This is a genomic window from Vibrio sp. 10N.222.55.B11 (assembly GCF_041473705.1).
GTDB lineage: Bacteria > Pseudomonadota > Gammaproteobacteria > Enterobacterales > Vibrionaceae > Vibrio > Vibrio crassostreae_C.
In genome coordinates, this window is the sequence record NZ_JBFRST010000004.1 from 28,052 (window position 1) to 49,855 (window position 21,804).

The window sequence follows — 21,804 nt, forward strand, 5'->3', positions numbered from 1 at the left end:
ATGTTGTGGCTTTATCTGCACTTTCCATCTCTGCAGTTGGATACCTTGTTTAACTCTAATGAATTGGGTTCGAGCGAAGACTCACGCGAACAACCTATTATCATCGTGGATGAAAAAGATCACCATGTACTGCAAGCAAACCCAGCTGCGCTGCAATCGGGAATTTCGCTTGGTATGGGCTTAGGGTCTGCAGCAGCTTTGTGCCACAACTTACACGTCCACCCTTACAGTATTGAACTGGAGAAAAGTAAGCTTAAAGAGATCGCTCAATGGGCGTATCTGGTCACTTCCGACATGGCGTTATTGCCACCTAATGGTTTGTTGATTAAAGCCTCTAACATGCTGTCACTTTACGACGGGCTAGATAACTATTGGCATGAACTCAAAAGCCATTTAGAAACGCTCAATATTCAGTTCAACTTTGCGACGGGTTATTCGCCGCTTTCTGCGATCCTTTTGGGTAAGCAAGCGATCAACCAAGCAACAAACAATATTGAGCAGATGAAAACTTGGGTCAATCAACAAGCATTAATTTCCAGTGAGCTACCGACCAAGCAAGTGGAACGCCTGAACCGTGTCGGTATCAATACCGTTGAAGACTTATTAAAGCTGCCTTTGCAAGAGGTCGCACGCCGCTTTGATATCGACTTGGTGAATTATGTCGGTCGCCTTAACGGCCAGTTCAAGCACCCGATTGATTTCTATCATCCACCAGAGAATTTCCAGCAATATTTGGAGCTATTGTTTGATATTGAAAACATCCTATTTATCGAAAAGCCGTTGCTGAAATTACTGAATCAACTCGAATGTTTTTTGAAGCTACGCGATCGAGTGGCTTTCGAGTTAACTCTGACTTTACACCTAAGAGATAAAGACGATCACCCTGTCTCTTTTTATTCGGCACAAGGTGATTACCTTGCTGAAAAATGGGCGAACCTTACTCATCTCACCTTAGAGTCACTCAAGCTCACCGCACCGGTTCAAGGACTGACCCTCAGCTTGGTTCGTCATGGAGAACCCCAAATGGCCTACCATGATCTTTTTGATGGTAATACCGGAACACTTGCCGCGTTAGATTTGCTCTCACTACTGCAAGCAAAGCTTGGACAAGCCTGTATTCAAACACCAAAAATACAGCACGACCCAAGGCCAGAAAAGGCCAATCAGTATTCGCTCCCAACACTGAGTAAGTCTGTGACAAAAAGGCAAGCGCCCTCAAGGAGCGAGCAACAAACCACAGCTCTCAGCGTCGTTCAACAGCGGCTCAGGCCCAGTATTTTACTGCCAGAGCCCGAAGCCTTAACCGAAAGCGTCACCTTATCTCAAGGCCCAGAGCGCATTGTGTCTGGCTGGTGGGACGGAGAGAAGGTCATTCGTGACTACTTTATTGCTCACAGCGAAAACGGTCGGTGGCTCTGGATATTTAAAACGCCAGATAAACAGTGGTTTTTGCACGGCTTATTTAGCTAGTCGGTAAGAACGTAAGTCAGCAAGAAACTTTGTTAGCTCCTCCGTTCTACTTATTCAATTTCAGCGTCCCTTTTCAATCATGTTCACTCGCAATGGTTAAGTGAGATTACGTTATGTCTCAGCAATACTCAGAGCTTTTCTGTCAAAGTAATTACTCCTTTCTAGAGGGAGCTTCGCATGCGGAAGAGCTTGTTTTACAGGCCGACTTCTTACGTTACAAAGCACTCGCGGTTACTGATGAGTGCTCAGTCGCGGGCATCGTTAAGGTTCACTCTGCAATCAAGCAACATAAACTGTCACTCAAGCAAATTGTCGGGAGCATGTTTTGGCTAAATGAAGAGTGCCAAGTGGTCTTGATATGCCCAAACAGACAAGCCTACGCCGAGCTGTGCCGTATTATTACCAACGCGAGACGTCGTAGCAGCAAGGGACATTATCAGCTCTCTGAGTGGGATATCATGTCGGCTAAGCACTGCTTTATTCTTTGGCTTCCTCAACAGAAAAATGAAGACGCACACTGGGGGCAATGGCTCTCCCAGCATCATTCAGGTCGGTTGTGGATCGGCTTACAAAGACACCTAAAGCAAACCGACCAGCAGTACACAGATTACTGCGTTGAGCTGTCACAACATCACCAACTGCCGATTACAGCTTGTGGTGGTGTGTTGATGCACAATGCGAATCGCTTACCCTTGCAGCACTCACTCACTGCGATTAAATATCAAAAACCCATTACCGAAGTGGGCAGTCACTTACTCGCTAATGCCGAGCGCTGTTTACGGAGTATCAATAAGCTCTCTCATATCTTCAAAGCGGAGTGGCTAGAAGAGAGCAACCGTATCGCTGAGCTGTGTGAATTTGATTTAAATAGCTTGCGATACGAATATCCCAGTGAGCTGATTCCTCAAGGGGAGACACCCATGAGTTATCTGTGCATGTTGGTCGAAAAAGGAAAACAGACTCGCTTCCCACAAGGTGTACCTAACGACATCCAACAAATCATAGATAAAGAATTGGGATTAATTGACGAGCTTGACTACCCTTTCTTTTTTCTCACCATTCATGACATCGTGATGTTTGCCAAAAGCCAAGGCATTCTTTACCAAGGTCGAGGTTCAGCGGCCAATTCCGTGGTCTGTTACTGCTTAGAAATCACCTCTGTCGACCCAAGACAGATCTCGGTGCTGTTTGAGCGTTTCATCAGTAAAGAGCGCGATGAGCCGCCTGATATTGATGTCGATTTTGAACACGAACGTCGTGAAGAAGTCATCCAATACATCTATAAAAAATACGGTAGAGAACGGGCTGCACTTGCTGCAACAGTCATCTCTTATCGCTTCAAAAGTGCGGTGAGAGATGTGGGGAAAGCATTAGGGCTACAAGAAACTCAGCTCGACTACTTCATCAAGAACACCAATCGCAGGGACAAAAGCTTAGGTTGGCAGGCTCAGCTCACTCAATTAGGGCTACAACCTGATTCTTTGAAGGGGCAGCAGTTTATCCACTTGGTTAATGAGATTATCGGCTTCCCACGTCACTTATCTCAACATGTCGGTGGCTTTGTCATATCCTCAGGGCCTTTGTATGAGCTGGTTCCCGTCGAAAATGCAGCGATGCACGATCGAACCATTATCCAATGGGATAAGGATGATCTAGAAACCTTAGGCTTGCTGAAAGTTGATGTGCTCGCGTTGGGTATGCTCTCTGCGATTCGTAAATGTTTCGACCTGATCAAACGTATTCACGGGCGATCACTGACCATTGCTGAGATCACTCGCCTTAAGGACGATCCTCAGGTTTACGGCATGATTCAGCGAGCAGACACAGTCGGGATATTCCAAATTGAGTCACGCGCACAAATGAGCATGCTGCCAAGGCTTAAACCGAAGACTTATTACGACTTGGTGATTCAAATCGCTATCGTACGCCCAGGTCCTATTCAGGGTGATATGGTGCATCCGTTTCTCAAGCGTCGAGATGGCATTGAGCTAATCAGTTATCCATCTAAAGACGTGGAATCAGTACTGTCGCGCACCTTAGGTGTACCGATATTCCAAGAGCAAGTGATCAAACTCGCGATGGTCGCTGCAGGGTTCACAGGCGGAGAAGCAGATCAACTCAGACGGGCAATGGCCGCTTGGAAGAAAAATGGCAACGTCTTTAAGTTTAAAAACAAACTCATCGAAGGAATGCAAAAGCGCGGCTATGAGACAGAGTTTGCTGAGCAGATCTTTAAACAGATATGCGGCTTTGGCGAGTACGGTTTTCCTGAAAGCCACTCCGCTTCGTTTGCGGTGTTAGCGTATTGCTCCGCTTGGTTGAAATGCTACTACCCAGAGTGCTTCTACGCTTCTCTGTTGAATAGCCAACCGATGGGGTTTTATAGCCCTTCACAGTTAGTACAAGACGCACAACGACACAATGTGGTGATACTTCCGGTATGTGTGAACGCTTCTCAAAACGACCACACGGTTGCCCCTCATCAGAATGGTCTAGCGATTCGCTTAGGGCTGCGACAAATCAAAGGATTCAGCGAGCATGGAATTCAAAGCGTGCTCGCCAATCGTCCACCATCCGGTTATCGCCACCCTAGTCAGGTGAAACAGTTATCGATGAATAAGAAAGATATCGAGCTACTGGCATCGGCCAATGCGCTACATAACGTTTCTGGAGACCGCTTCCAGACTCGCTGGGCGATCATGGACTCGGCGTCGGATTTACCTCTGTTTAGCCAAGCCTATGACGATGCTGAGGCAGGACATGACGAACATGTACTGCACAAGCCCAATGAGATGCAAGATCTACTCGAAGACTTCACCAGTGTCGGAATTTCATTGAACAAGCACCCCATCACTTTGCTCGAAGAAGCAGGACGATTAGGTCGATTCACACACATGAAAGATTTAATACAACAAAGACACAAATCTATGGTCACCGTTGTCGGATTAGTCACAGGAAAACAATCTCCCGGCACCGCGGCAGGTGTCACCTTTGTCACGCTAGAAGATAGCTCTGGTAATATTAATGTCGTGGTATGGGGAGCAACCGCACGCGCTCAACAGCAAGCTTATCTCACAGCCAAGGCGTTAAAAGTACAAGGGATATTAGAAAAAGAAGGTGAAGTCGTGCATGTTATCGCGGGAAAACTTATCGATATTACCGATGAAATTGTTGGCTTGAAAACCAAATCTCGGGATTTTCATTAGCGAAGTACCAACTGTTCTCAATCGATCATTGGCTAAAGAAAAGAGAGAAAGAAAAACGAAAAAGGGAAGCATCCGCTTCCCTTCAATTCCAGTTGTTGAGTTATGACTCAACTTCAGCTTCCGTACGTCTTTTCTTAAATTCCCTATACAGTAATAAGCTCAAAGTCATGACGACTTTAGACGTTAACCATATCATTAAGAGGAACTACCTTAGATTGTGTGTGAAAAATTACGCTAGTAGTTGAGCATATTTCGTTAAGAAAAATATGCTGCGTGAATATTAGCAGCGTTTTCTATAAGGTCACTCAAAACAAACCGTACAGCAGCATTAATTATAAAATCTGACGCATTCGCTCTTGAGTCACTTCAACCAAGAGGTCTGGCTGGAACTTAGAAATAAAGCGGTTACACCCTACTTTCTCAACCATAGCTTCATTAAAACTTCCACTTAATGAAGTATTTAGCGTGATGAATAGGTCATGCATTCTTGGGTCAGTACGTACTTCGTGTGTCAGCTTGTAGCCGTCCATTTCAGGCATTTCAGCATCGGTGATCATCAACAATATTTCTTGATTGATGTCTTTGCCTTCATCACACCAGCCCTTAAGTAAGGTCAGTGCTTCTAAGCCATCACAACACTCAATAATGTTCAAACCCAACTGCGACAAGGTGCCTTTAATTTGGTTACGCGCTGTTGAAGAGTCATCAACGATAAGCACATTGCGTCCTATCATCTCCTGAGCTAATTGTTCATCTAAAACGCCTTCAGAGATCGAGACATCGTAATCAATGATCTCAGCCAACACTTTCTCAACATCGATGATCTCGACGATCTTGTGCTGCTCTTCTTCTTGAATATGCGTAATAGCGGTTAGGTAGTTTGCACGGCCTGTTGTCTTTGGCGGCGGCTGGATTTCTGTCCATGTCGTGTTCACGATATTACGAACTTGCCCAACCAAGAAACCTTGTACGGTTCGGTTGTATTCCGTAATAATCAGGTTGCTCTCTTGAGACTCCGCACGAGATGGCGGAAAGCCAATGGCACTGCGTAAATCGATAACAGGCACCGATTCACCACGTAAAGACGCAACACCCGTAATATGATGATGAGAGCCCGGTAAGCGAGTGAGTACTGGCACTTTGAGGACTTCTTTCACTTTAAATACGTTAATCGCAAATAGTTGACGACTATTTAAGCTGAATAACAAGAGTTCCAGACGGTTTTCACCGACCAGTTTGGTTCTCTGATCAACCGAATTTAAAACGCCAGACATACAACACCTTAGTGACAAATAATAACTGTGGCTACAATAGCCTACTTCAATAGGTTAAAGCAAAGCGCCAATGCACAGAATGCTTAAACTAAGTACAACAAATGATGTTATACAAAGCTTAAGTACATGGAAAGGTTCAAGGTAAGGCTACAAGACGAGAAAAAGGGGTTAACCTTCAATAACTTTCATTAACAGTTGGCCATCGTATAAGGCCTGCTTGATGAGCGCAGCACCTGGCATGGTTGCCTGCTTATAAAAACGAGATTCCACCAGCTCTAAGTCTTTATGGTAAACCGATAGACTCTGCTCTTCGATACACTTTTGAATCGCCGGGTATAACACGCTCTTCGCCTGATTGATAACACCACCCACCAAGATTTTCTCTGGGTTGAACAGGTTAATCACAATCGCAATCGCAGAACCTAGATAACGGCCTAACTGTTCAATCACTTCGACAGCCAGCGGATCCCCATTAGCAGCGGCAGCACAGATCTGTTCAATAGTGACGTCTTCAAACACCGTTAGCGTTGATTCTTCACCATTTACCAATCGCTCTTTGACTTGCTCACGGATTGCCTGAGAACTCGCCACCGTTTCTAAACAGCCTCGATTACCACAGTGGCAAAGCTTGCCTTCCTTGTCGATCTGGATATGCCCCAACTCACCGATGTTACCGTGACGTCCTTGCAGAACGCGACCATCAAGAATGATCCCGGCACCTAAACCGTGGTGAATCGAGATAAGAACAGAGTTGTCGTTGTCTTGTGAGTTACCAAACAGCTTTTCTGCTAATGCCCACGCTCGGGTATCATTGGCAATAAAAACTGGCAAACCGGTTTCTTTGTAGATCTCCGGCCCCAACGCTAAGTTTTCAACGTTATAGTGCGGCATCTGCAACACAATACCTTGCTCTGAATTCACCAGACCTGGCAGTGTGATAGCGATACTCGTCACCCTGTCGAGTTGCTCGGCATAGGTTTGGAAGAACTCATCGATTTCATGGAGAAGACGCGCAAGCACATCGTCTTGATCACGTTCATGGATATCAATCTTGGTATCGATAAGCACGTCGCCGCCCAATTCATGGAGCGCGATCGTCAAGTATCCGCGACCAAGACGCATCGACAAAAATTGCCAACCTTCGTTATTGGTTTGCAGACCGACAGCAGGACGCCCACGAGTCGTGGCTTCTTGAACCGTCGTTTCGTGAATAAGGTGAGCTTCAATGAGTTCACGGGTAATTTTAGTAATACTCGCCGGAGCCAACTCACTTTGCTTGGACAGATCGATACGAGAAATAGGACCTTTAAGGTCAATTAGTTTATATACACGACCAGCATTGACCTGTTTGATATGATCAATATGGCCCGGTTGAGCCATGTACATTTTACGCTCCAGAAATCATCAACGAGGTAATTTTTTTACTTTGCGAAGTAATTGTGAAGTCACTTGGTATATCGCCGTGACCAGTATCACGTATATACATGAATCTTTGTGTATCGAGTCAAATAGTTCGAGGAAAATTAACACCCACATCGATAATTTGCGACTTAATTTTCAGAATAAAACATCGCGTTTGAGCCCTGAATTCAATAATTAAAGGCAAATCAAGAAATATCCTCCTAGCTCCCAATAAATTATCAATTAATGCATATACTTAATTCAGTCTTTTAAAAGATTACTTGGCCTCACTCTAGGAGTATTCATGACAGCCGAATTAAGAAAAACGAAAATCGTCACAACGCTAGGCCCTTCTACTGATAAAGGTAACGTGCTTGAAGAGATCATCAAAGCCGGTGCCAATATTGTTCGTATGAACTTCTCTCACGGCACCAGCGACGACCATATACAACGCGCAGAAAAAGTCAGAGCAATAGCAAAAAGACACGGTACTCAAATCGCCATTCTCGGAGACTTACAAGGTCCCAAGATTCGTGTGTCGACATTCAAAGATGGCAAAATCCAACTTGCCGTAGGCGACCTGTTCACTCTCGATAGCAGCCTAGGTTTAGGTGAAGGCAATCAAGAAGCCGTTGGCCTTGATTACAAAGAACTGCCTAACGACGTATCCGCCGGCGATATACTGTTGCTTGACGATGGTCGTGTTCAACTCAAAGTAACCAAAGTGGAAGGCTGTCGCGTTCATACCGAAGTCATCATTGGCGGCCCACTCTCAAATAACAAAGGCATCAACAAAAAAGGGGGTGGCCTTTCCGCAGAAGCGCTAACAGAAAAAGACAAGCGCGACATCGTCACCGCCGCACAAATCAAAGTGGATTACCTAGCGGTGTCTTTCCCTCGTAATGGTGAAGACATGCACTATGCTCGTCAGCTTGCACGAGAAGCCGGCTTAGAAGCTCACCTCGTCGCAAAAGTGGAGCGAGCAGAGACAGTAGCTACAGTTGAGAACATGGATGACATCATAATGGCCTCAGATGTGGTCATGGTGGCTCGTGGTGACCTCGGAGTGGAAATTGGCGACCCTGAGTTAGTCGGAGTACAAAAACAGCTTATACGCCGTGCCAGAGCGCTTAACCGAACTGTCATCACCGCAACTCAGATGATGGAATCAATGATTTCTGCGCCAATGCCAACCCGTGCCGAAGTTATGGATGTTGCCAACGCCGTACTCGATGGCACCGATGCTGTGATGCTGTCTGGTGAAACTGCAGCTGGTGACTACCCAGTCGAGACCGTAAAATCGATGGCTGAAGTCTGTATTGGTGCGGAAAAAATGGCAGGCATTAATAACCAATCCAATTACCGTATTGACCGCACCTTTGTTACTGCCGAAGAAACCGTTTCGATGGCGACCATCTACTCTGCAAACCATATGGAAGGCATTAAAGGCGTTGTCACTCTCACCGAGTCAGGCCGCACCGCACTGATGATGTCTCGCCTGAGTGCCGACATGCCGATCTACGCGCTGTCTCGTAACGAAGGAACGCTTAATCGCTGTACCTTATACCGAGGTGTGACACCAATCTACTTCGAGACAGAAGCCGAAGACAGCTTTGACATTGCACTATCTACACTCACTTGCTTGAAAGAGAAAGGACACCTTAAGTTTGGTGACCTAGTGATCGTCACTCAAGGCGACATTATGGATGTAGCAGGGTCAACCAACTGTATGAGAATCTTGCCTGTCACCTAATATTTGACCTTAAGGCGAAACGATTCGCCTAATCTCAAAAACTTAAAAGGGTTATCGAACCAAGTTCAATAACCCTTTTTCATTTCAGAACACGACTCACTAAAATCTGCTTAAACAGCATAACGAGCTCACAGCATGCTAGCTCATCAACTTCGGGAATTAGTTACCCGCAGCAATGGTGGCTAACTGTGGCATATGCGAGTTGCGAGCGTTTTCCGTTGAGGTATAGGTCTCCACAAATCGGTAACCGGCTTCTAAACCCAATTCGTAATCATGCAGTAAATCATCTTTATGACTCATTAATGAGCTCGATTTAAGCGTTTGACTAGGTGCTATCTGAACCACAAACGCGTCGTCTGGTGGCGAATTCAAAAAATCCTGAGTCAATGAGTAGGTCTGATAATGCACCATCAGCATGTCAGCCAACCCTGAATCAAACTTATCTCCGATTAAATGACTTAAGCGATAAATATCATCTGCACCAAATAGCCAGCGACCACCGTTCAGCAGGTCTAAATGCCCACGGTCACGCTTCTGCTCTTTTGAGCGCATAATTTGTTGTTGGAAGAAAGAGGTCCAGTCGGTTTTCCACTGTTCCACTTTCTGTTGCCAATGACCTTGAACACTGTCAAAAGATTCGCGGAACCATTCCAGTTCTTCGGCAGAGATTGGTTTAGGCGCTTTGACTGAAGATCCCTTGACTGGAGCTTCAACCAAATGGTTATTGCCTTCCTCCACCACTGGCTCGGTACGAATCACCACAATAGAACGGGCTTGTCTTCGCCACGCTTCCTGAACTGGGATACACGCCGATACACCACCGTCCACATAAGCACTGTCACCAATAAAGACTTCGTCATTGTACAAGCGAGGAATAGCACAGGTCGCAATCATCACCTTGTACCAATCTTCGCCCAATAATGGGAAGTAGTGGTCTCGTAAGTCTTTGGAATCCGTTACAGCCGCATAGAAGTGGCGATCGCCTAGCGTTTGTCGCCCTAAATCCAGATCGAGCTTATATGGGTAAGCCATGATTTGTTCTAGCGCCCATTCTAATCCTAGGTTCTTTCTGTGTCGTATATAGGAAAAGAGATTGAAGAACTCTGGTGAGGTTGTGAGGTCGAGAACAAAAGAACGTCCAAGGCCTTTATCACGGCACAGATAAGCACATAAGTTGAGAGCACCTGCTGAGGTACCAAAAAATTCGTCGAAGGGGTCAAAATTTGAGAGAAGAAAGGCATCCAGCACTCCAGAAGTAAAAATACTTCTCTGTCCGCCACCTTGAGCGACCAGTGCTGTTTTTCCAGCAATAAACTTAGCGTAATAATCCAAGTCTATTGCTGTATCAATATTGGTTATAGTCCCACTATTCATTATTCATTATTCATTATTCCCTGAGTATCAAAACTCAGCCTCGCAATAGATGGTATTAACTACCAATCGCAATAAAGCCAAATGAAAGAATGATCATGTAGATAAACACGGTAATTTGTAGGGCATTTTTCAGATTATGGTCCATAGACACCTCTGGCTTATTATTAATTTGTCGAGTCTCTATTTAAGTACTATCAGGTGTGTGAAGTATCTTCAAGAATCGTCGAAATTAGTCGCACAATATTGATGTAACCATCACAATTAGTAAGTGTATGGATAAGGATATACTCATGAATAACAAAGCAAATATGATGGCACTGATTACGCTTCTCTCCGTTTCAAGCGCGTATGCTTCGCCGGAGATCATCATTACACCTATGGTAGGTTATACCGGCGGTGGCAGTGTCGAAGACCAGGACGGTAAAACCTATGACATGAAAGGCTCTGAAAATTACACCTTTGCCATTGAAACGCCACTTGAAAAAGGACGCATCGGCTTCTTCTACTCCAATCAGAGCTCGGAATTAGAAACGCTTAACCTAAGCTCCTCCATCCAATACCTGCACCTTCAAAGCAGCATCTACTACCCTGCTTCGCCTGTGTTGTCGGGTTATCTAGGGCTAGGCCTGGGTGCTTCTTACGTCGATGTAGACTGGGCAAAAGATAAGTATGGATTCTCAACTTCTATCTTTGGTGGCTTAGAGTACAAATTTAGTGACCGACTAGCGTTGAACACACAAGTACGTTGGTTAGGCACGGTTGTCGACAACGATACCTCCGGTGTTTGTAATATCCCAAATAACGGGCAAGAGTGCATCATTCGCTTTGATACCGACTGGATGAACCAATTCCAAGCCAATGTCGGACTGAGTTTTACTTTCTAAGCGGCTCAATGAAGCAAAAATATAAGATCGGCCCAAACTAAAAAACCAGCTAAATGCTGGTTTTTTCATTATTAAAACGGTTTTAGTTCAGGTTAGAACTTATAGGTAACACCTAAAGCGCCGCCCACTTGCAACTCAACACCTTTATACATATCGAGTTCAGGGTGAACTTGAGCGTAAGCATTCCAACCTTCGTAGAAATTCACTTTCACGCCTAACGGCAAGCGTAAGCCAAAGTCGTCATTCCATTCAGCCCAAGCACCAGCACCGACGTACCAGCTCAACGGAGCTTCAGTCTCGAACTGACCACGCTTCAAAATGTAATCAAAGGCAGCGCCGTCATTGCCAATCGTAGCACGGTATTTCTGATCAAATTCCACAACGACACTCAGGTCTTGGTCAATGGCGAGTCCCACTTCCAAAGCTGGAGCTTCAGAAGCTTGAGCAAACGAGGCTCCGCTGCAGCACATAAGGCCGATCAAGTAACGATGTTTCATAATATTCTCAGACTGTATTTAAAAAACGGAAGTCTACTGGAATCTCAGCAAAAGGTGTCATCGCTGGGTAAAAGATAAAAGACACGAAAAATTTAAGAGCAACCATCAACTGATCGAGTTGAATGATAAGTATCTGAGTTAATGGAGATTAAGCACAATAGATCTTTCATAGAGCAGAAAACAAAAAAGGAGGCCTTTCGGCCTCCTTTCAATTTATTGAATCAGAGAATTAACCGTTGTTACGGATCCACTCATCCATGTCTGTCTTAAGGTTGTCAGACTTAGTACCGAAGATAGCTTGTACGCCACCCGCTACTACTACAACACCTGCAGCGCCTAGTTTCTTCAGCTTGTCTTGGTCAACAAGAGCTGTATCAGCTACTGCAACACGTAGACGAGTAATACAAGCGTCAAGACCAGTGATGTTCGCTTTGCCACCGAATGCAGCAACTAGCTCACCAGCAAGTTCAGAACCAGTCGCAACTGACTCTTCTTCAGTCTCGTCTTCACGGCCTGGAGTTTTAAGGTCTAGAGCTTTAATCACAGTGCGGAATACGATGTAGTAAATTGCAGCGTAAGCAATACCACATACAACCATTAGGCCCATCTTAGACGCGTTGCCAGATAGAACTAGGAAGTCGATTAGACCGTGTGAGAAAGATGTACCGTGTACAAAACCTAGAGTGTTCGCAAGAACGTATGCAGAACCAGCTAGTAGAGCGTGGATTGCGTACAGTACTGGAGCAACGAATAGGAAAGAGAATTCGATTGGTTCAGTGATACCCGTTAGGAATGAAGTCAACGCAGCAGAAGCCATGATGCCCATTACTTTAGCGCGGTTTTCAGGCTTAGCTGAGTGTGCAATCGCGATTGCAGCAGCAGGTAGACCGAACATCTTGAACATGTAACCACCAGCTAGCTGACCGAAGCCATTGCCCGCTGCACGAGATGCGTCATCAGCAACTAAGTAACAAGTAAGAACACCGTTTTGAGTTTCGCCAGCAGCGTTTACACAAGTACCAGCTTCAAAGAAGAAAGGTACGTTCCAAACGTGGTGAAGACCAAATGGAATTAGAGAACGCTCAACGATACCGTAGATACCAAACGCCACTTGTGGGTTTTGGTGAGCAGCCCAATCAGAGAACGCAGAGATAGCGCCGCCAACTGGTGGCCATACTACAGATAGTAGGATTGCTAGACCAATCGCAGAGAAACCTGTGATGATTGGCACAGCACGCTTACCAGCGAAGAAGCCAAGGTACTCTGGTAGTTGAATACGGAAGAAACGGTTGAATGCCCAAGCAGCAACACCACCGACTAGGATACCACCTAGTACACCAGTATCGATTTTATCAACGCCCATTACACCAGCCATTACGCCAAGTGTAGCAGTCATGATGCCATAACCAACGATAGCAGCTAGACCCGCTACACCATCGTTGTTAGTAAAGCCAAGTGCAACACCTACTGCGAACAGTAGTGCCATTTGACCGAATACTGAACCACCAGCTTGTTCCATTAAGTTTGAAACGATTTCTGGAATGAAAGGAAGATCTGCTGCACCGACACCTAGCAAAATACCCGCAACTGGTAAAACTGATACTGGAAGCATCAGAGACTTACCAACTTTCTGCAGGCTAGCAAAAAGGTTCTTAAACATGTTTATGCTCCTGATAAAGATAAAATAATTATATTGGGTTCTAACGGCACACCCCCGTAGCCTATATGTTAGCACCCTGCGAAAATGTAACCATGTATTGCATTATATTTTCTGCCGCTAAATATATATTGATGGGGAACTAACTTTCTAGTCACTTACGAAATTTAGTTTCAAAACACGTCTTGGATCACATGTCAAATCTAGAAATGCAATCCTTTACAAGCATTTAATCAATTGAAATATATAAGTATTTTTCAAGAGCCCTATTATTTTACTGAGTAAATAAAATAGGAGTGAATGTTATTTTTAGTAACAAAATTACAAATGTTATAATTAGCGCTCTCAAGTTCAACATAATTCGTAAACATTAAAAAAAAACGTATTTTTAGTGATCAAAAACACAAAAAGGGAGCTTTCGCTCCCTTTTATTTGTTTACTTAGATTTTTATCGCAAAAAAAGTTTTTGGTAATTTTTGGTCGTTTGTTCGGCAACCTCTTTCATCGACACACCTTTTAATTGCCCAATGTAGGCCGCCACTTCGACGACATATGCAGGCTGATTCTGCTTCCCACGATATGGAATGGGCGCCAAATATGGAGAATCTGTCTCGATCAGCAACCTGTCTAGCGGTAGGTTCTTAACAACTTCTTTAAGTTCTGTAGCCTGCTTAAAGGTCACAATGCCTGAAATTGAGATATAGAAACCTAGTTCCATTGCTGCTTCAGCGAACGCTTGATCTTCGGTAAAGCAGTGAATCACACCACCACACTTCTCAGCTCCGCCATCACGTAAAATAGCTAATGTGTCTTCACGTGCGTTACGAGTGTGAATGATCAAAGGTTTATTCAGCTCAACGGCTAACTCAACATGCTGCTTAAATCGCAGCTGTTGCAGCTCCGCCGTCTCTGGTTGGTAGTGATAATCTAAACCTGTCTCTCCAATCGCCACAACCTTAGGGTTGCTCGCGTATTCACGCATTGTCTCTAGGCTGAAATCACTTTCAACATCGAGAGGGTGAACGCCACAAGAGGCTTTAACGTTATCAAACGGCGAGATCATCTCGAGCATATTTTCAAACGAATCGAGTGTCACACCGACAGAAAGCAATTGGTCTACGTTAGCAGCCTTCGCCTTGTTAACCACATCTTCTACGCTGGTGTGTAAATCTTGGTAATCCAGTTTGTCTAAATGACAGTGGGAATCTACGAACATGTTTCCTCGCAAGTGGCTATCAGCCAATTCATTATGAGTAGCTCCGTATTGAGCCCAGGGTGTTGCTTTAACTGCTCAATCAATGTCAGCAGTTTATTCGATGCTGCATAAGCACTTTGATAAGACATCGCCTCACACAATGCTTTCGCACTCGGAGTGAAAGCCTGATTCGCCAAACCAAAATGCAGCTTCTGTACATCTGACAATAGATGCCAAAGCCAGCCAAGTTGAATCAAAGGGTCTTTGCTAAGCTCTGTAGAGAACTTTAGCATGTCAGGTTGAGTGCCTTTTATCACATTCACAAAGCCATCGAGCGCTTTTGTTGAAGCTTCAACGCCACCTTGCTCAAACATCGCTTTTGCTTTTAAAGGCGCGTTGTCATTGAGTGCTAAAATATACTGCGGTACCGCTTTGCCCACTTCACCATCTAACCACGCTGATGCTGTCTCTAACTGCGGACAAACCACATTGAATTGCTGACAACGGCTAATAATAGTCGGCATTAAGCGATTACTGTTACGAGTAGACAGAATGAAGATGCACTTGCTTGATGGCTCTTCCAGAGTTTTCAATAGTGCGTTGGAAGCCGATTCGTTCATTGCTTCAGCAGGGTTAAGCAAAATAACGCGCAAACCACCTAACTGAGAAGACTCTTGAGCCCAGCGGTTACTGGCACGCACTTGATCAACCGTGATCGACTTACCTTCTTTCTCGGGTGAGATCACATGAAAATCAGGATGACTGCCCGACTTCATTAACTCACAGCTGTGGCAAAACCCGCACGACTCGCTTTCATAGTTCGTGCACATCAATGCGTCGGTAAGTTGGCTAATCAAAGCATCAACGCCGAGCCCTTCCGGTGCATTAACAATCACAGAGTTAGGAAAACGCTCCGCATCGAGACTTTTTTTCCACTCACTCCATACCGGTGTGAGCCAAGAATACACTTCAGCCATGACTACCTACTGTTTGTCGAGCCAAGCAGTTAGCGCGACTTTAATATCAGCGGCTACTTGCTCAATTTCTTGCTGCGAGTTAATCACAAGTACAGAATCATCTTGTTCTGCAATTTCTAGATAGCGCTCACGCGTGCGGTCGAAAAATGAGATGTCCATCTTTTCAATTCTATCAAGCTCACCACGGCCTCTAGCACGCTCTAGCCCTACTCTAGGGTCTAGGTCCAAATATAGCGTTAGATCGGGTTTAAAGCCGCCTAGCGTGGTTGCTTTCAGTGATTCCATAGTCGTGCGCGCGATCTGGCGACCACCACCTTGGTATGCCTGTGAAGACATATCATGACGATCACCCAATACCCATTGACCATTGGCGAGTGCCGGCTTGATGACGTTCTCGACTAATTGAACACGTGCTGCATACATCAACAGCAATTCAGTCATGTCTTGAAGCTTCTCGCCTTCGTGCTCTTCTTTAACCAATGAACGCATCTTTTCAGCTAAGACAGTACCACCCGGCTCGCGAGTATTAACAATATCTTCAACACCCGATGCTTTTAATGTCTCAACGATGGCATTGATTGCTGTGCTTTTGCCAGCGCCTTCAAGGCCTTCAACCACGATAAATTTCGACTGATTCATAATTATTTCTTTATCTGTTTTTTCTTAATTGCTTTAAGTAAGCTCGCACTGCACGGTTATGCTCAGTCAAACTCTTTGAAAATACGTGACCACCTGTTCCACTCGCAACGAAATACAAGTAGTTGCTCTTCTCTGGATTCAACGCCGCGTTGATAGACGCTTTGCCTGCCATAGCGATAGGTGTCGGTGGCAAGCCACTCATTGTATAGGTGTTGTAAGGCGTTGGCGTGCGTAAGTCTTTCTTACGGATGTTGCCATCGTAGCTGTCACCCATGCCATAGATAACCGTTGGGTCAGTTTGCAAACGCATACGCTTGTTTAGACGGTTAACAAACACAGAAGAAACACGCTCACGTTCTGACGCAACAGCGGTCTCTTTCTCAATGATAGATGCAAGAATTAACGCTTCGTATGGCGATTTAAGAGGCAGCTTATCCGCTCGATTTTCCCACTCTTCATTCACCACGCTCATTAGGTCTCGATGCGCGCGCTTCAACAAATCTAAATCAGTGGTGCCGTAGGTGTAGTGATACGTTTCTGCTAAGAAGAGACCTTCTAGCTTTTCGTTTTCAATACCCAACTTTTCAGCGATCTCTTTTTCAGAAACGCCATCCAATGTCTGTTGAATGAATTCGTTGTCTTTTAGCTGAACAAGCCATTCGTCAAAACGACTGCCTTCAACAAAGGTAATAGTAAACTGGTGTTCTTTCCCTTCTACAAGCACCTGTAGCGCTTGCTCTAAGGTTAAACCCGGTTCAAGCAGGAAAGTACCCGCTTTTACGTCTACAAGCTCAGGATGTAACTTACGGATTAATTTCTCGTAAGGAGAAGCCTTAAACAGCCCCTCGTTAATCAACTGGGCTAGAACGCGGTTAAAGCTGCTACCTGAAGCAACAGTCACGACTTGTGGTTTTTCTAATTGAATAACTTGTTTCAGGTTATCTTGCGCTTGGTTGTAAACATAAAAACCAGCAGCACCGGCTGCAATTAAGCACAAGATAATAAAAATAAAAAACTTTTTGATCACGAGTTTAGTTGTCCTTGAAGGCTACGAGTAATGGTTCCAATGTTAAATGGGGTATCACTAATACGGGTAACTGGGGCAACCCCTAAAATGGAGTTTGTCATGAAAACCTCATCAGCTTGCATGAGTTGAGATAAGCAGTAGTCACTAATTGTAACGGAAAGTTCAGCCTGATTCAGCGCGGTTAACACTTGCTTACGCATAACCCCCGCGACACCACTTTGAGTGAGTTGAGGTGTGTATATCGACTGACCTTTGCGCCAGAACAGATTGGCCATGGTGGTTTCAATCACATTGCCCGATATATCAAGAACCACGCCATCCACTTCATTAGCTTGATCCATTTCATCTTTCATCAAAATCTGCTCAAGGCGATTATTGTGCTTATGGCCAGCCAGTAGTGGGCTCAAACCTAGCGCTTGATGGCAGATACCGAGTTCAACACCGGAGTCTTGCCACGCTGAATAATGGCTTGGGTAATCAAAGGTACTGATGGTGATTGTCGGCTTGGCGATATTCTTGGTACTGTAGCCACGCCCACCCGCTCCACGACTAACGTGCAGCTTGATCCCTGCTTTTTGATTATGAGGCTTGTTGGCGTTATGGAGCTTCTTTGAACCATCAAGGCTCTTTGTGCCATGAAGAGCGTTATGTTGGATGTGTTGAAGCGCAGTATCGAGCCAAAGACTAACAACATCCCAATCAAGAGCAGAAATGCGTAGCGCTTTAAGGCACTCGTCGACACGGTGCTGATGATCGTGAAGATGTTGTATCTCACCATCACTCACGAGCATTGTCGTAAAACAGCCGTCTCCGTACTGAAACGAGCGATCCAAAATATCGATAGTTTGCTGGCTTTCTCCATCAACCCAAAACATGTTTTTCCCCATAAAAAGAAACGGCTCAATGCTAAAGCATCAAGCCGTTTAAAAACAAGTCTAATTGTGACTATCTACGAGTGTTTACGTCTTTAATAAGATGATTAAATCTTTTTGAAGATCAAACAGCCGTTTGTACCACCGAAACCGAATGAGTTACATGCAGCATATTCCATGTTGCTAACTTCACGCGCAGTGTGAGGTACTAAGTCAATATCTAAGCCTTCTTCAGGATCATCTAGGTTGATTGTTGGTGGAACAATTTGGTCAACCAGAGACATAGCCGTGATGATAGCTTCAGCAGAACCAGCAGCACCTAGAAGGTGGCCTGTCATTGATTTCGTAGAAGAAACCAATACTTGCTTGCTGCCTGCTTCGCCAAGAGCACGCTTGATGCCCTTAACTTCCGCTACGTCACCAGCAGGAGTCGAAGTACCGTGTGCGTTTACATAACCGATTTGTTCACCAGTAATGCCAGCATCACGCATAGCCGCTTCCATTGCTAGTGCGCCACCTGAGCCATCTTCACTTGGAGATGTCATGTGGTAAGCGTCACCCGACATACCGAAGCCAACTAGCTCACAGTAAATCTTAGCGCCACGAGCTTTCGCATGTTCGTACTCTTCAAGAACCATCATGCCTGCACCGTCGCCAAGAACGAAGCCATCACGGCCTTTGTCCCATGGACGAGAAGCTTTTTGAGGCTCATCGTTACGAGTAGAAAGTGCTTTAGCCGCACCAAAACCGCCCATACCTAGTGGAGTTGATGCTTTTTCAGCACCACCCGCTAGCATTGCGTCTGCATCGCCGTATGCAATCATACGAGCCGCGTGACCAATGTTATGTAGGCCAGTCGTACATGCAGTAGAAATCGCGATGTTTGGACCGCGTAGGCCACGCATGATAGACATGTGACCAGCAATCATATTCACGATCGTCGACGGTACGAAGAACGGGCTGATCTTACGAGGGCCTTTTTCAGTTAGAGCTTGGTGACCGGCTTCGATCAAACCAAGACCACCAATACCAGAACCGATAGCAACACCCACACGTGGAGCGTTTTCTTCAGTAATAGTTAGGGCTGAATCATCTAAAGCTTGAATACCTGCTGCGACGCCGTACTGGATGAACAAGTCCATCTTACGAGCATCTTTTTTAGTCATATACTCTTCGCAGTTAAAGTCTTTAACTAGACCTGCAAAACGAGTTGAGAAATTGGTTGCATCAAAATGATCGATATTAACGATACCACTTTGACCAGCTAGCAGGGCTTTCCAAGAAGATTCTACAGTGTTGCCTACCGGTGACAACATACCCATGCCAGTGACAACTACACGACGCTTGGACACGATTTTACACTCCGGGGATTGAGGTGATTTAAGATGAGGATAGATGAGTTAGATAAAACACAGGCGGTCGAGGTGACCGCCTGGGAGAGATTATTACTGAGCGCTAGTTACGTAATCGATAGCTGCTTGAACAGTAGTAATTTTCTCAGCTTCTTCATCTGGGATTTCAGTGTCAAATTCTTCTTCTAGAGCCATTACTAGCTCTACTGTGTCTAGAGAATCTGCACCTAGGTCATCAACGAAAGAAGCTTCGTTTTTAACTTCAGCTTCGTCTACACCTAGCTGTTCAACAATGATTTTCTTTACGCGTTCTTCGAGGTTGCTCATTTTTTCTTTTCCTTTACAGAGTTCGCTTTATGCGATGTTTTCCGTAGTTTATTCAATCTATTGAAAGTTGCAAGGTCAACTTTTCTGGTCAAACCACAATTTTCACGATTTTAACCGAAATTACGTATGATCTTGACTTAAATCATGCACAAATGTTGCACATAATTTACACCATGTACATACCGCCATTGACGTGAAGTGTTTCACCTGTGATATAAGCTGCCGCAGGTGACGCCAAAAATACCACAGCTTCAGCGATTTCGCGAGGGTCACCTAGTCGACCTGCTGGTACATTCGCCAAAGTTGCTGCACGTTGGTCATCATTTAGCGCTTTAGTCATGTCAGTTTCGATGAAACCAGGAGCTACAGTGTTCACTGTAACGCCACGAGACGCAACTTCACGAGCCATTGATTTAGTAAAACCAATTACGCCTGCTTTTGCAGCTGCGTAGTTAGCTTGACCAGCGTTACCCATAGTACCTACTACAGAACCAACGTTTACGATACGGCCTTGACGTTTCTTCATCATGCCACGCAATACAGCTTTAGACATGCGGAAGATAGGCGTTAGGTTAGTATCGATGATGTCATTCCATTCGTCGTCTTTCATACGCATCAGTAGGTTATCACGAGTGATACCTGCGTTGTTAACTAGAATGTCAATCGCACCGAATTCATCGTTGATGGTTTTCAGTGTAGCAGCAATTGAGTCAGTATCCGTTACATTAAGAGCAAGACCTTTACCGTTCTCACCAAGGTACTCGCTGATTGCAGCTGCGCCGCCTTCAGATGTCGCAGTACCGATAACTTTAGCACCACGCTCAACTAAAAGTTCAGCGATTGCACGACCGATGCCACGGCTTGCGCCTGTAACTAGTGCAACTTTGCCTTCTAAATTCATCATAACTTCTCTATTAAGTGGTTATTTACTTAGCAGCTTCTAGTGATGCAGTGTCATTAACTGCAGCAGCTGTCATAGTTTTTACGATTCGTTTTGTTAGACCAGTAAGAACTTTACCAGGGCCTAATTCAAGTAGCTTCTCAACGCCTTGCTCATTCATCGCTTGTACGCCTTCAGTCCAACGAACTGGGCTGTACAGCTGACGAACAAGTGCGTCTTTAATTTTTGCAGGATCTGTTTCAGCGATAACATCAACGTTATTGATAACAGGCAATGCTGGCGTGTTGAACTCTAGAGCTTCTAGAGCCACCGCTAGCTTGTCTGCTGCTGGCTTCATCAGTGCACAGTGAGACGGCACAGAAACAGGTAGCGGAAGTGCACGCTTAGCGCCCGCTTCTTTACAAAGTGCACCAGCACGCTCTACTGCCGCTTTGTTACCCGCGATAACAACTTGGCCAGGAGAGTTAAAGTTAACTGGAGACACAACTTCGTCTTGCGCAGCTTCTTCACACGCTTTAGCAATCGCTTCATCGTCTAGACCGATGATTGCGTACATTGCACCAACACCTGCAGGAACCGCTTCTTGCATCAGTTGACCACGTAGTTCAACCAGCTTGATCGCTTCTTTAAAGTCGATAACGCCGGCACATACAAGTGCAGAATATTCACCTAGGCTGTGACCTGCTAGATTTACAGGTTGCTCTAGGCCAAGCTCTTGCCATACACGCCAAATTGCAACAGACGCTGTTAATAGAGCCGGTTGAGTGCGAAAAGTTTCATTTAGATTTTCTACAGGACCATCTTGAACCAATGCCCATAGATCGTAACCAAGTGCTTCTGAAGCTTCAGCAAATGTCTTTTTAACAACATCATACTGTTCGCCTAGGTCAGCAAGCATACCGATAGCTTGAGAGCCTTGGCCTGGGAATACGATAGCAAATTTGCTCATTGTAATTTTCCTTTAAGCAAAGCAAAAAATTGAATAAGGCACATAAGTT

The 21,804-nt window shown here is 45.1% G+C and carries 19 protein-coding genes; 4 read left to right on the plus strand and 15 right to left on the minus strand.

Annotated elements, in window-relative coordinates; all coding sequences use genetic code 11:
* Together AB4503_RS01260 and AB4503_RS01265 are read left to right on the plus strand one after the other, a co-directional pair.
* Entirely contained in the window at positions 1 to 1,470 is a 1,470-nt protein-coding gene (locus tag AB4503_RS01260) for a DNA polymerase Y family protein (RefSeq protein WP_372084097.1), read from the plus strand.
* Positions 1,471 to 1,583: 113 nt separating this feature from the next.
* Positions 1,584 to 4,676: an error-prone DNA polymerase gene (locus AB4503_RS01265; RefSeq protein ID WP_372113426.1), complete on the plus strand. Its 3,093-nt coding sequence runs from the start codon at positions 1,584 to 1,586 to the stop codon at positions 4,674 to 4,676.
* A gap of 332 nt (positions 4,677 to 5,008) precedes the next feature.
* On the opposite strand, the gene AB4503_RS01270 is transcribed toward AB4503_RS01265, so the two are convergent.
* Both AB4503_RS01270 and AB4503_RS01275 read right to left on the minus strand, forming a co-directional pair.
* Entirely contained in the window at positions 5,009 to 5,950 is a 942-nt protein-coding gene (locus tag AB4503_RS01270) for a chemotaxis protein CheV (protein ID WP_017062139.1), read from the minus strand.
* Positions 5,951 to 6,118: 168 nt separating this feature from the next.
* Positions 6,119 to 7,336 carry an ROK family protein gene (locus tag AB4503_RS01275; protein ID WP_017062140.1) on the minus strand — a complete coding sequence of 406 codons (1,218 nt, stop codon included), beginning with the start codon at positions 7,334 to 7,336 and terminating at the stop codon, positions 6,119 to 6,121.
* A gap of 319 nt (positions 7,337 to 7,655) precedes the next feature.
* Here AB4503_RS01275 and pyk point away from each other — a divergent pair, with 319 nt between their 5' ends.
* Positions 7,656 to 9,104 (plus strand): pyruvate kinase, encoded by a 1,449-nt coding sequence (gene pyk, locus AB4503_RS01280; RefSeq protein WP_017062141.1) that lies wholly within the window; start codon positions 7,656 to 7,658, stop codon positions 9,102 to 9,104.
* 159 nt (positions 9,105 to 9,263) lie between these two features.
* Here the strand turns inward: pyk and AB4503_RS01285 are convergent, their stop codons facing one another.
* Positions 9,264 to 10,478 carry a patatin family protein gene (locus tag AB4503_RS01285; protein WP_372113427.1) on the minus strand — a complete coding sequence of 405 codons (1,215 nt, stop codon included), beginning with the start codon at positions 10,476 to 10,478 and terminating at the stop codon, positions 9,264 to 9,266.
* A gap of 55 nt (positions 10,479 to 10,533) precedes the next feature.
* Positions 10,534 to 10,623, minus strand: coding sequence for a YnhF family membrane protein (locus tag AB4503_RS01290; protein WP_100214626.1), 90 nt, complete (start codon positions 10,621 to 10,623; stop codon positions 10,534 to 10,536).
* A gap of 145 nt (positions 10,624 to 10,768) precedes the next feature.
* Here AB4503_RS01290 and AB4503_RS01295 point away from each other — a divergent pair, with 145 nt between their 5' ends.
* A complete protein-coding gene (locus AB4503_RS01295) occupies positions 10,769 to 11,362 on the plus strand; it encodes an outer membrane beta-barrel protein (protein ID WP_017067207.1) in 594 nt (197 codons plus the stop codon).
* A 92-nt stretch (positions 11,363 to 11,454) separates the two neighbouring features.
* On the opposite strand, the gene AB4503_RS01300 is transcribed toward AB4503_RS01295, so the two are convergent.
* From AB4503_RS01300 to fabD, 11 genes are all read right to left on the minus strand, one after another.
* Positions 11,455 to 11,859 carry a hypothetical protein gene (locus AB4503_RS01300; RefSeq protein WP_017062144.1) on the minus strand — a complete coding sequence of 135 codons (405 nt, stop codon included), beginning with the start codon at positions 11,857 to 11,859 and terminating at the stop codon, positions 11,455 to 11,457.
* A gap of 229 nt (positions 11,860 to 12,088) precedes the next feature.
* Positions 12,089 to 13,519: a PTS glucose transporter subunit IIBC gene (gene ptsG, locus AB4503_RS01305; protein ID WP_017062145.1), complete on the minus strand. Its 1,431-nt coding sequence runs from the start codon at positions 13,517 to 13,519 to the stop codon at positions 12,089 to 12,091.
* Positions 13,520 to 13,964: 445 nt separating this feature from the next.
* Positions 13,965 to 14,732 (minus strand): TatD family hydrolase, encoded by a 768-nt coding sequence (locus AB4503_RS01310; protein WP_017067206.1) that lies wholly within the window; start codon positions 14,730 to 14,732, stop codon positions 13,965 to 13,967.
* A complete protein-coding gene (locus AB4503_RS01315) occupies positions 14,723 to 15,688 on the minus strand; it encodes a DNA polymerase III subunit delta' (RefSeq protein WP_017070536.1) in 966 nt (321 codons plus the stop codon). Before AB4503_RS01315 ends, AB4503_RS01310 begins: the two co-directional genes overlap by 10 nt.
* Positions 15,689 to 15,694: 6 nt before the next feature.
* Positions 15,695 to 16,327, minus strand: a complete 633-nt coding sequence (gene tmk, locus AB4503_RS01320) for a dTMP kinase (RefSeq protein WP_171732063.1) — start codon at positions 16,325 to 16,327, stop codon at positions 15,695 to 15,697.
* Between the two features lie 10 nt (positions 16,328 to 16,337).
* A complete protein-coding gene (gene mltG / locus AB4503_RS01325; protein ID WP_372113430.1) occupies positions 16,338 to 17,354 on the minus strand; it encodes an endolytic transglycosylase MltG in 1,017 nt (338 codons plus the stop codon).
* Positions 17,351 to 18,229, minus strand: coding sequence for an aminodeoxychorismate lyase (pabC, locus tag AB4503_RS01330; protein ID WP_372113432.1), 879 nt, complete (start codon positions 18,227 to 18,229; stop codon positions 17,351 to 17,353). Before pabC ends, mltG begins: the two co-directional genes overlap by 4 nt.
* 104 nt (positions 18,230 to 18,333) lie before the next feature.
* The gene (gene fabF, locus AB4503_RS01335) at positions 18,334 to 19,578 is read right to left on the minus strand and encodes a beta-ketoacyl-ACP synthase II (protein ID WP_010437291.1); all 1,245 of its coding nucleotides are present in this window, start codon (positions 19,576 to 19,578) and stop codon (positions 18,334 to 18,336) included.
* 93 nt (positions 19,579 to 19,671) lie between these two features.
* The gene (gene acpP, locus AB4503_RS01340; protein ID WP_004737381.1) at positions 19,672 to 19,905 is read right to left on the minus strand and encodes an acyl carrier protein; all 234 of its coding nucleotides are present in this window, start codon (positions 19,903 to 19,905) and stop codon (positions 19,672 to 19,674) included.
* Positions 19,906 to 20,071: 166 nt separating this feature from the next.
* A complete protein-coding gene (gene fabG, locus AB4503_RS01345) occupies positions 20,072 to 20,806 on the minus strand; it encodes a 3-oxoacyl-ACP reductase FabG (RefSeq protein WP_029235138.1) in 735 nt (244 codons plus the stop codon).
* A gap of 25 nt (positions 20,807 to 20,831) precedes the next feature.
* On the minus strand, positions 20,832 to 21,755 hold the full coding sequence (gene fabD, locus AB4503_RS01350) for an ACP S-malonyltransferase (RefSeq protein ID WP_017063479.1): 924 nt from the start codon (positions 21,753 to 21,755) through the stop codon (positions 20,832 to 20,834).
* Positions 21,756 to 21,804 lie beyond the last annotated feature (49 nt).

Excerpts from the sequence above, each read along its gene's own strand:
- AB4503_RS01315 (WP_017070536.1), bottom strand. The coding sequence starts at position 15,688 with ATGGCTGAAGTGTATTCTTGGCTCACACCGGTATGGAGTGAGTGGAAA.
- AB4503_RS01295 (WP_017067207.1), top strand. The coding sequence starts at position 10,769 with ATGAATAACAAAGCAAATATGATGGCACTGATTACGCTTCTCTCCGTT.
- AB4503_RS01285 (WP_372113427.1), bottom strand. The coding sequence starts at position 10,478 with ATGAATAGTGGGACTATAACCAATATTGATACAGCAATAGACTTGGAT.
- AB4503_RS01270 (WP_017062139.1), bottom strand. The coding sequence starts at position 5,950 with ATGTCTGGCGTTTTAAATTCGGTTGATCAGAGAACCAAACTGGTCGGT.
- AB4503_RS01300 (WP_017062144.1), bottom strand. The coding sequence starts at position 11,859 with ATGAAACATCGTTACTTGATCGGCCTTATGTGCTGCAGCGGAGCCTCG.
- pyk (WP_017062141.1), top strand. The coding sequence starts at position 7,656 with ATGACAGCCGAATTAAGAAAAACGAAAATCGTCACAACGCTAGGCCCT.
- AB4503_RS01265 (WP_372113426.1), top strand. The coding sequence starts at position 1,584 with ATGTCTCAGCAATACTCAGAGCTTTTCTGTCAAAGTAATTACTCCTTT.
- fabG (WP_029235138.1), bottom strand. The coding sequence starts at position 20,806 with ATGAATTTAGAAGGCAAAGTTGCACTAGTTACAGGCGCAAGCCGTGGC.
- acpP (WP_004737381.1), bottom strand. The coding sequence starts at position 19,905 with ATGAGCAACCTCGAAGAACGCGTAAAGAAAATCATTGTTGAACAGCTA.
- AB4503_RS01275 (WP_017062140.1), bottom strand. The coding sequence starts at position 7,336 with ATGTACATGGCTCAACCGGGCCATATTGATCATATCAAACAGGTCAAT.
- pabC (WP_372113432.1), bottom strand. The coding sequence starts at position 18,229 with ATGTTTTGGGTTGATGGAGAAAGCCAGCAAACTATCGATATTTTGGAT.
- fabD (WP_017063479.1), bottom strand. The coding sequence starts at position 21,755 with ATGAGCAAATTTGCTATCGTATTCCCAGGCCAAGGCTCTCAAGCTATC.
- tmk (WP_171732063.1), bottom strand. The coding sequence starts at position 16,327 with ATGAATCAGTCGAAATTTATCGTGGTTGAAGGCCTTGAAGGCGCTGGC.
- AB4503_RS01310 (WP_017067206.1), bottom strand. The coding sequence starts at position 14,732 with ATGTTCGTAGATTCCCACTGTCATTTAGACAAACTGGATTACCAAGAT.
- AB4503_RS01290 (WP_100214626.1), bottom strand. The coding sequence starts at position 10,623 with ATGGACCATAATCTGAAAAATGCCCTACAAATTACCGTGTTTATCTAC.
- AB4503_RS01260 (WP_372084097.1), top strand. The coding sequence starts at position 1 with ATGTTGTGGCTTTATCTGCACTTTCCATCTCTGCAGTTGGATACCTTG.
- ptsG (WP_017062145.1), bottom strand. The coding sequence starts at position 13,519 with ATGTTTAAGAACCTTTTTGCTAGCCTGCAGAAAGTTGGTAAGTCTCTG.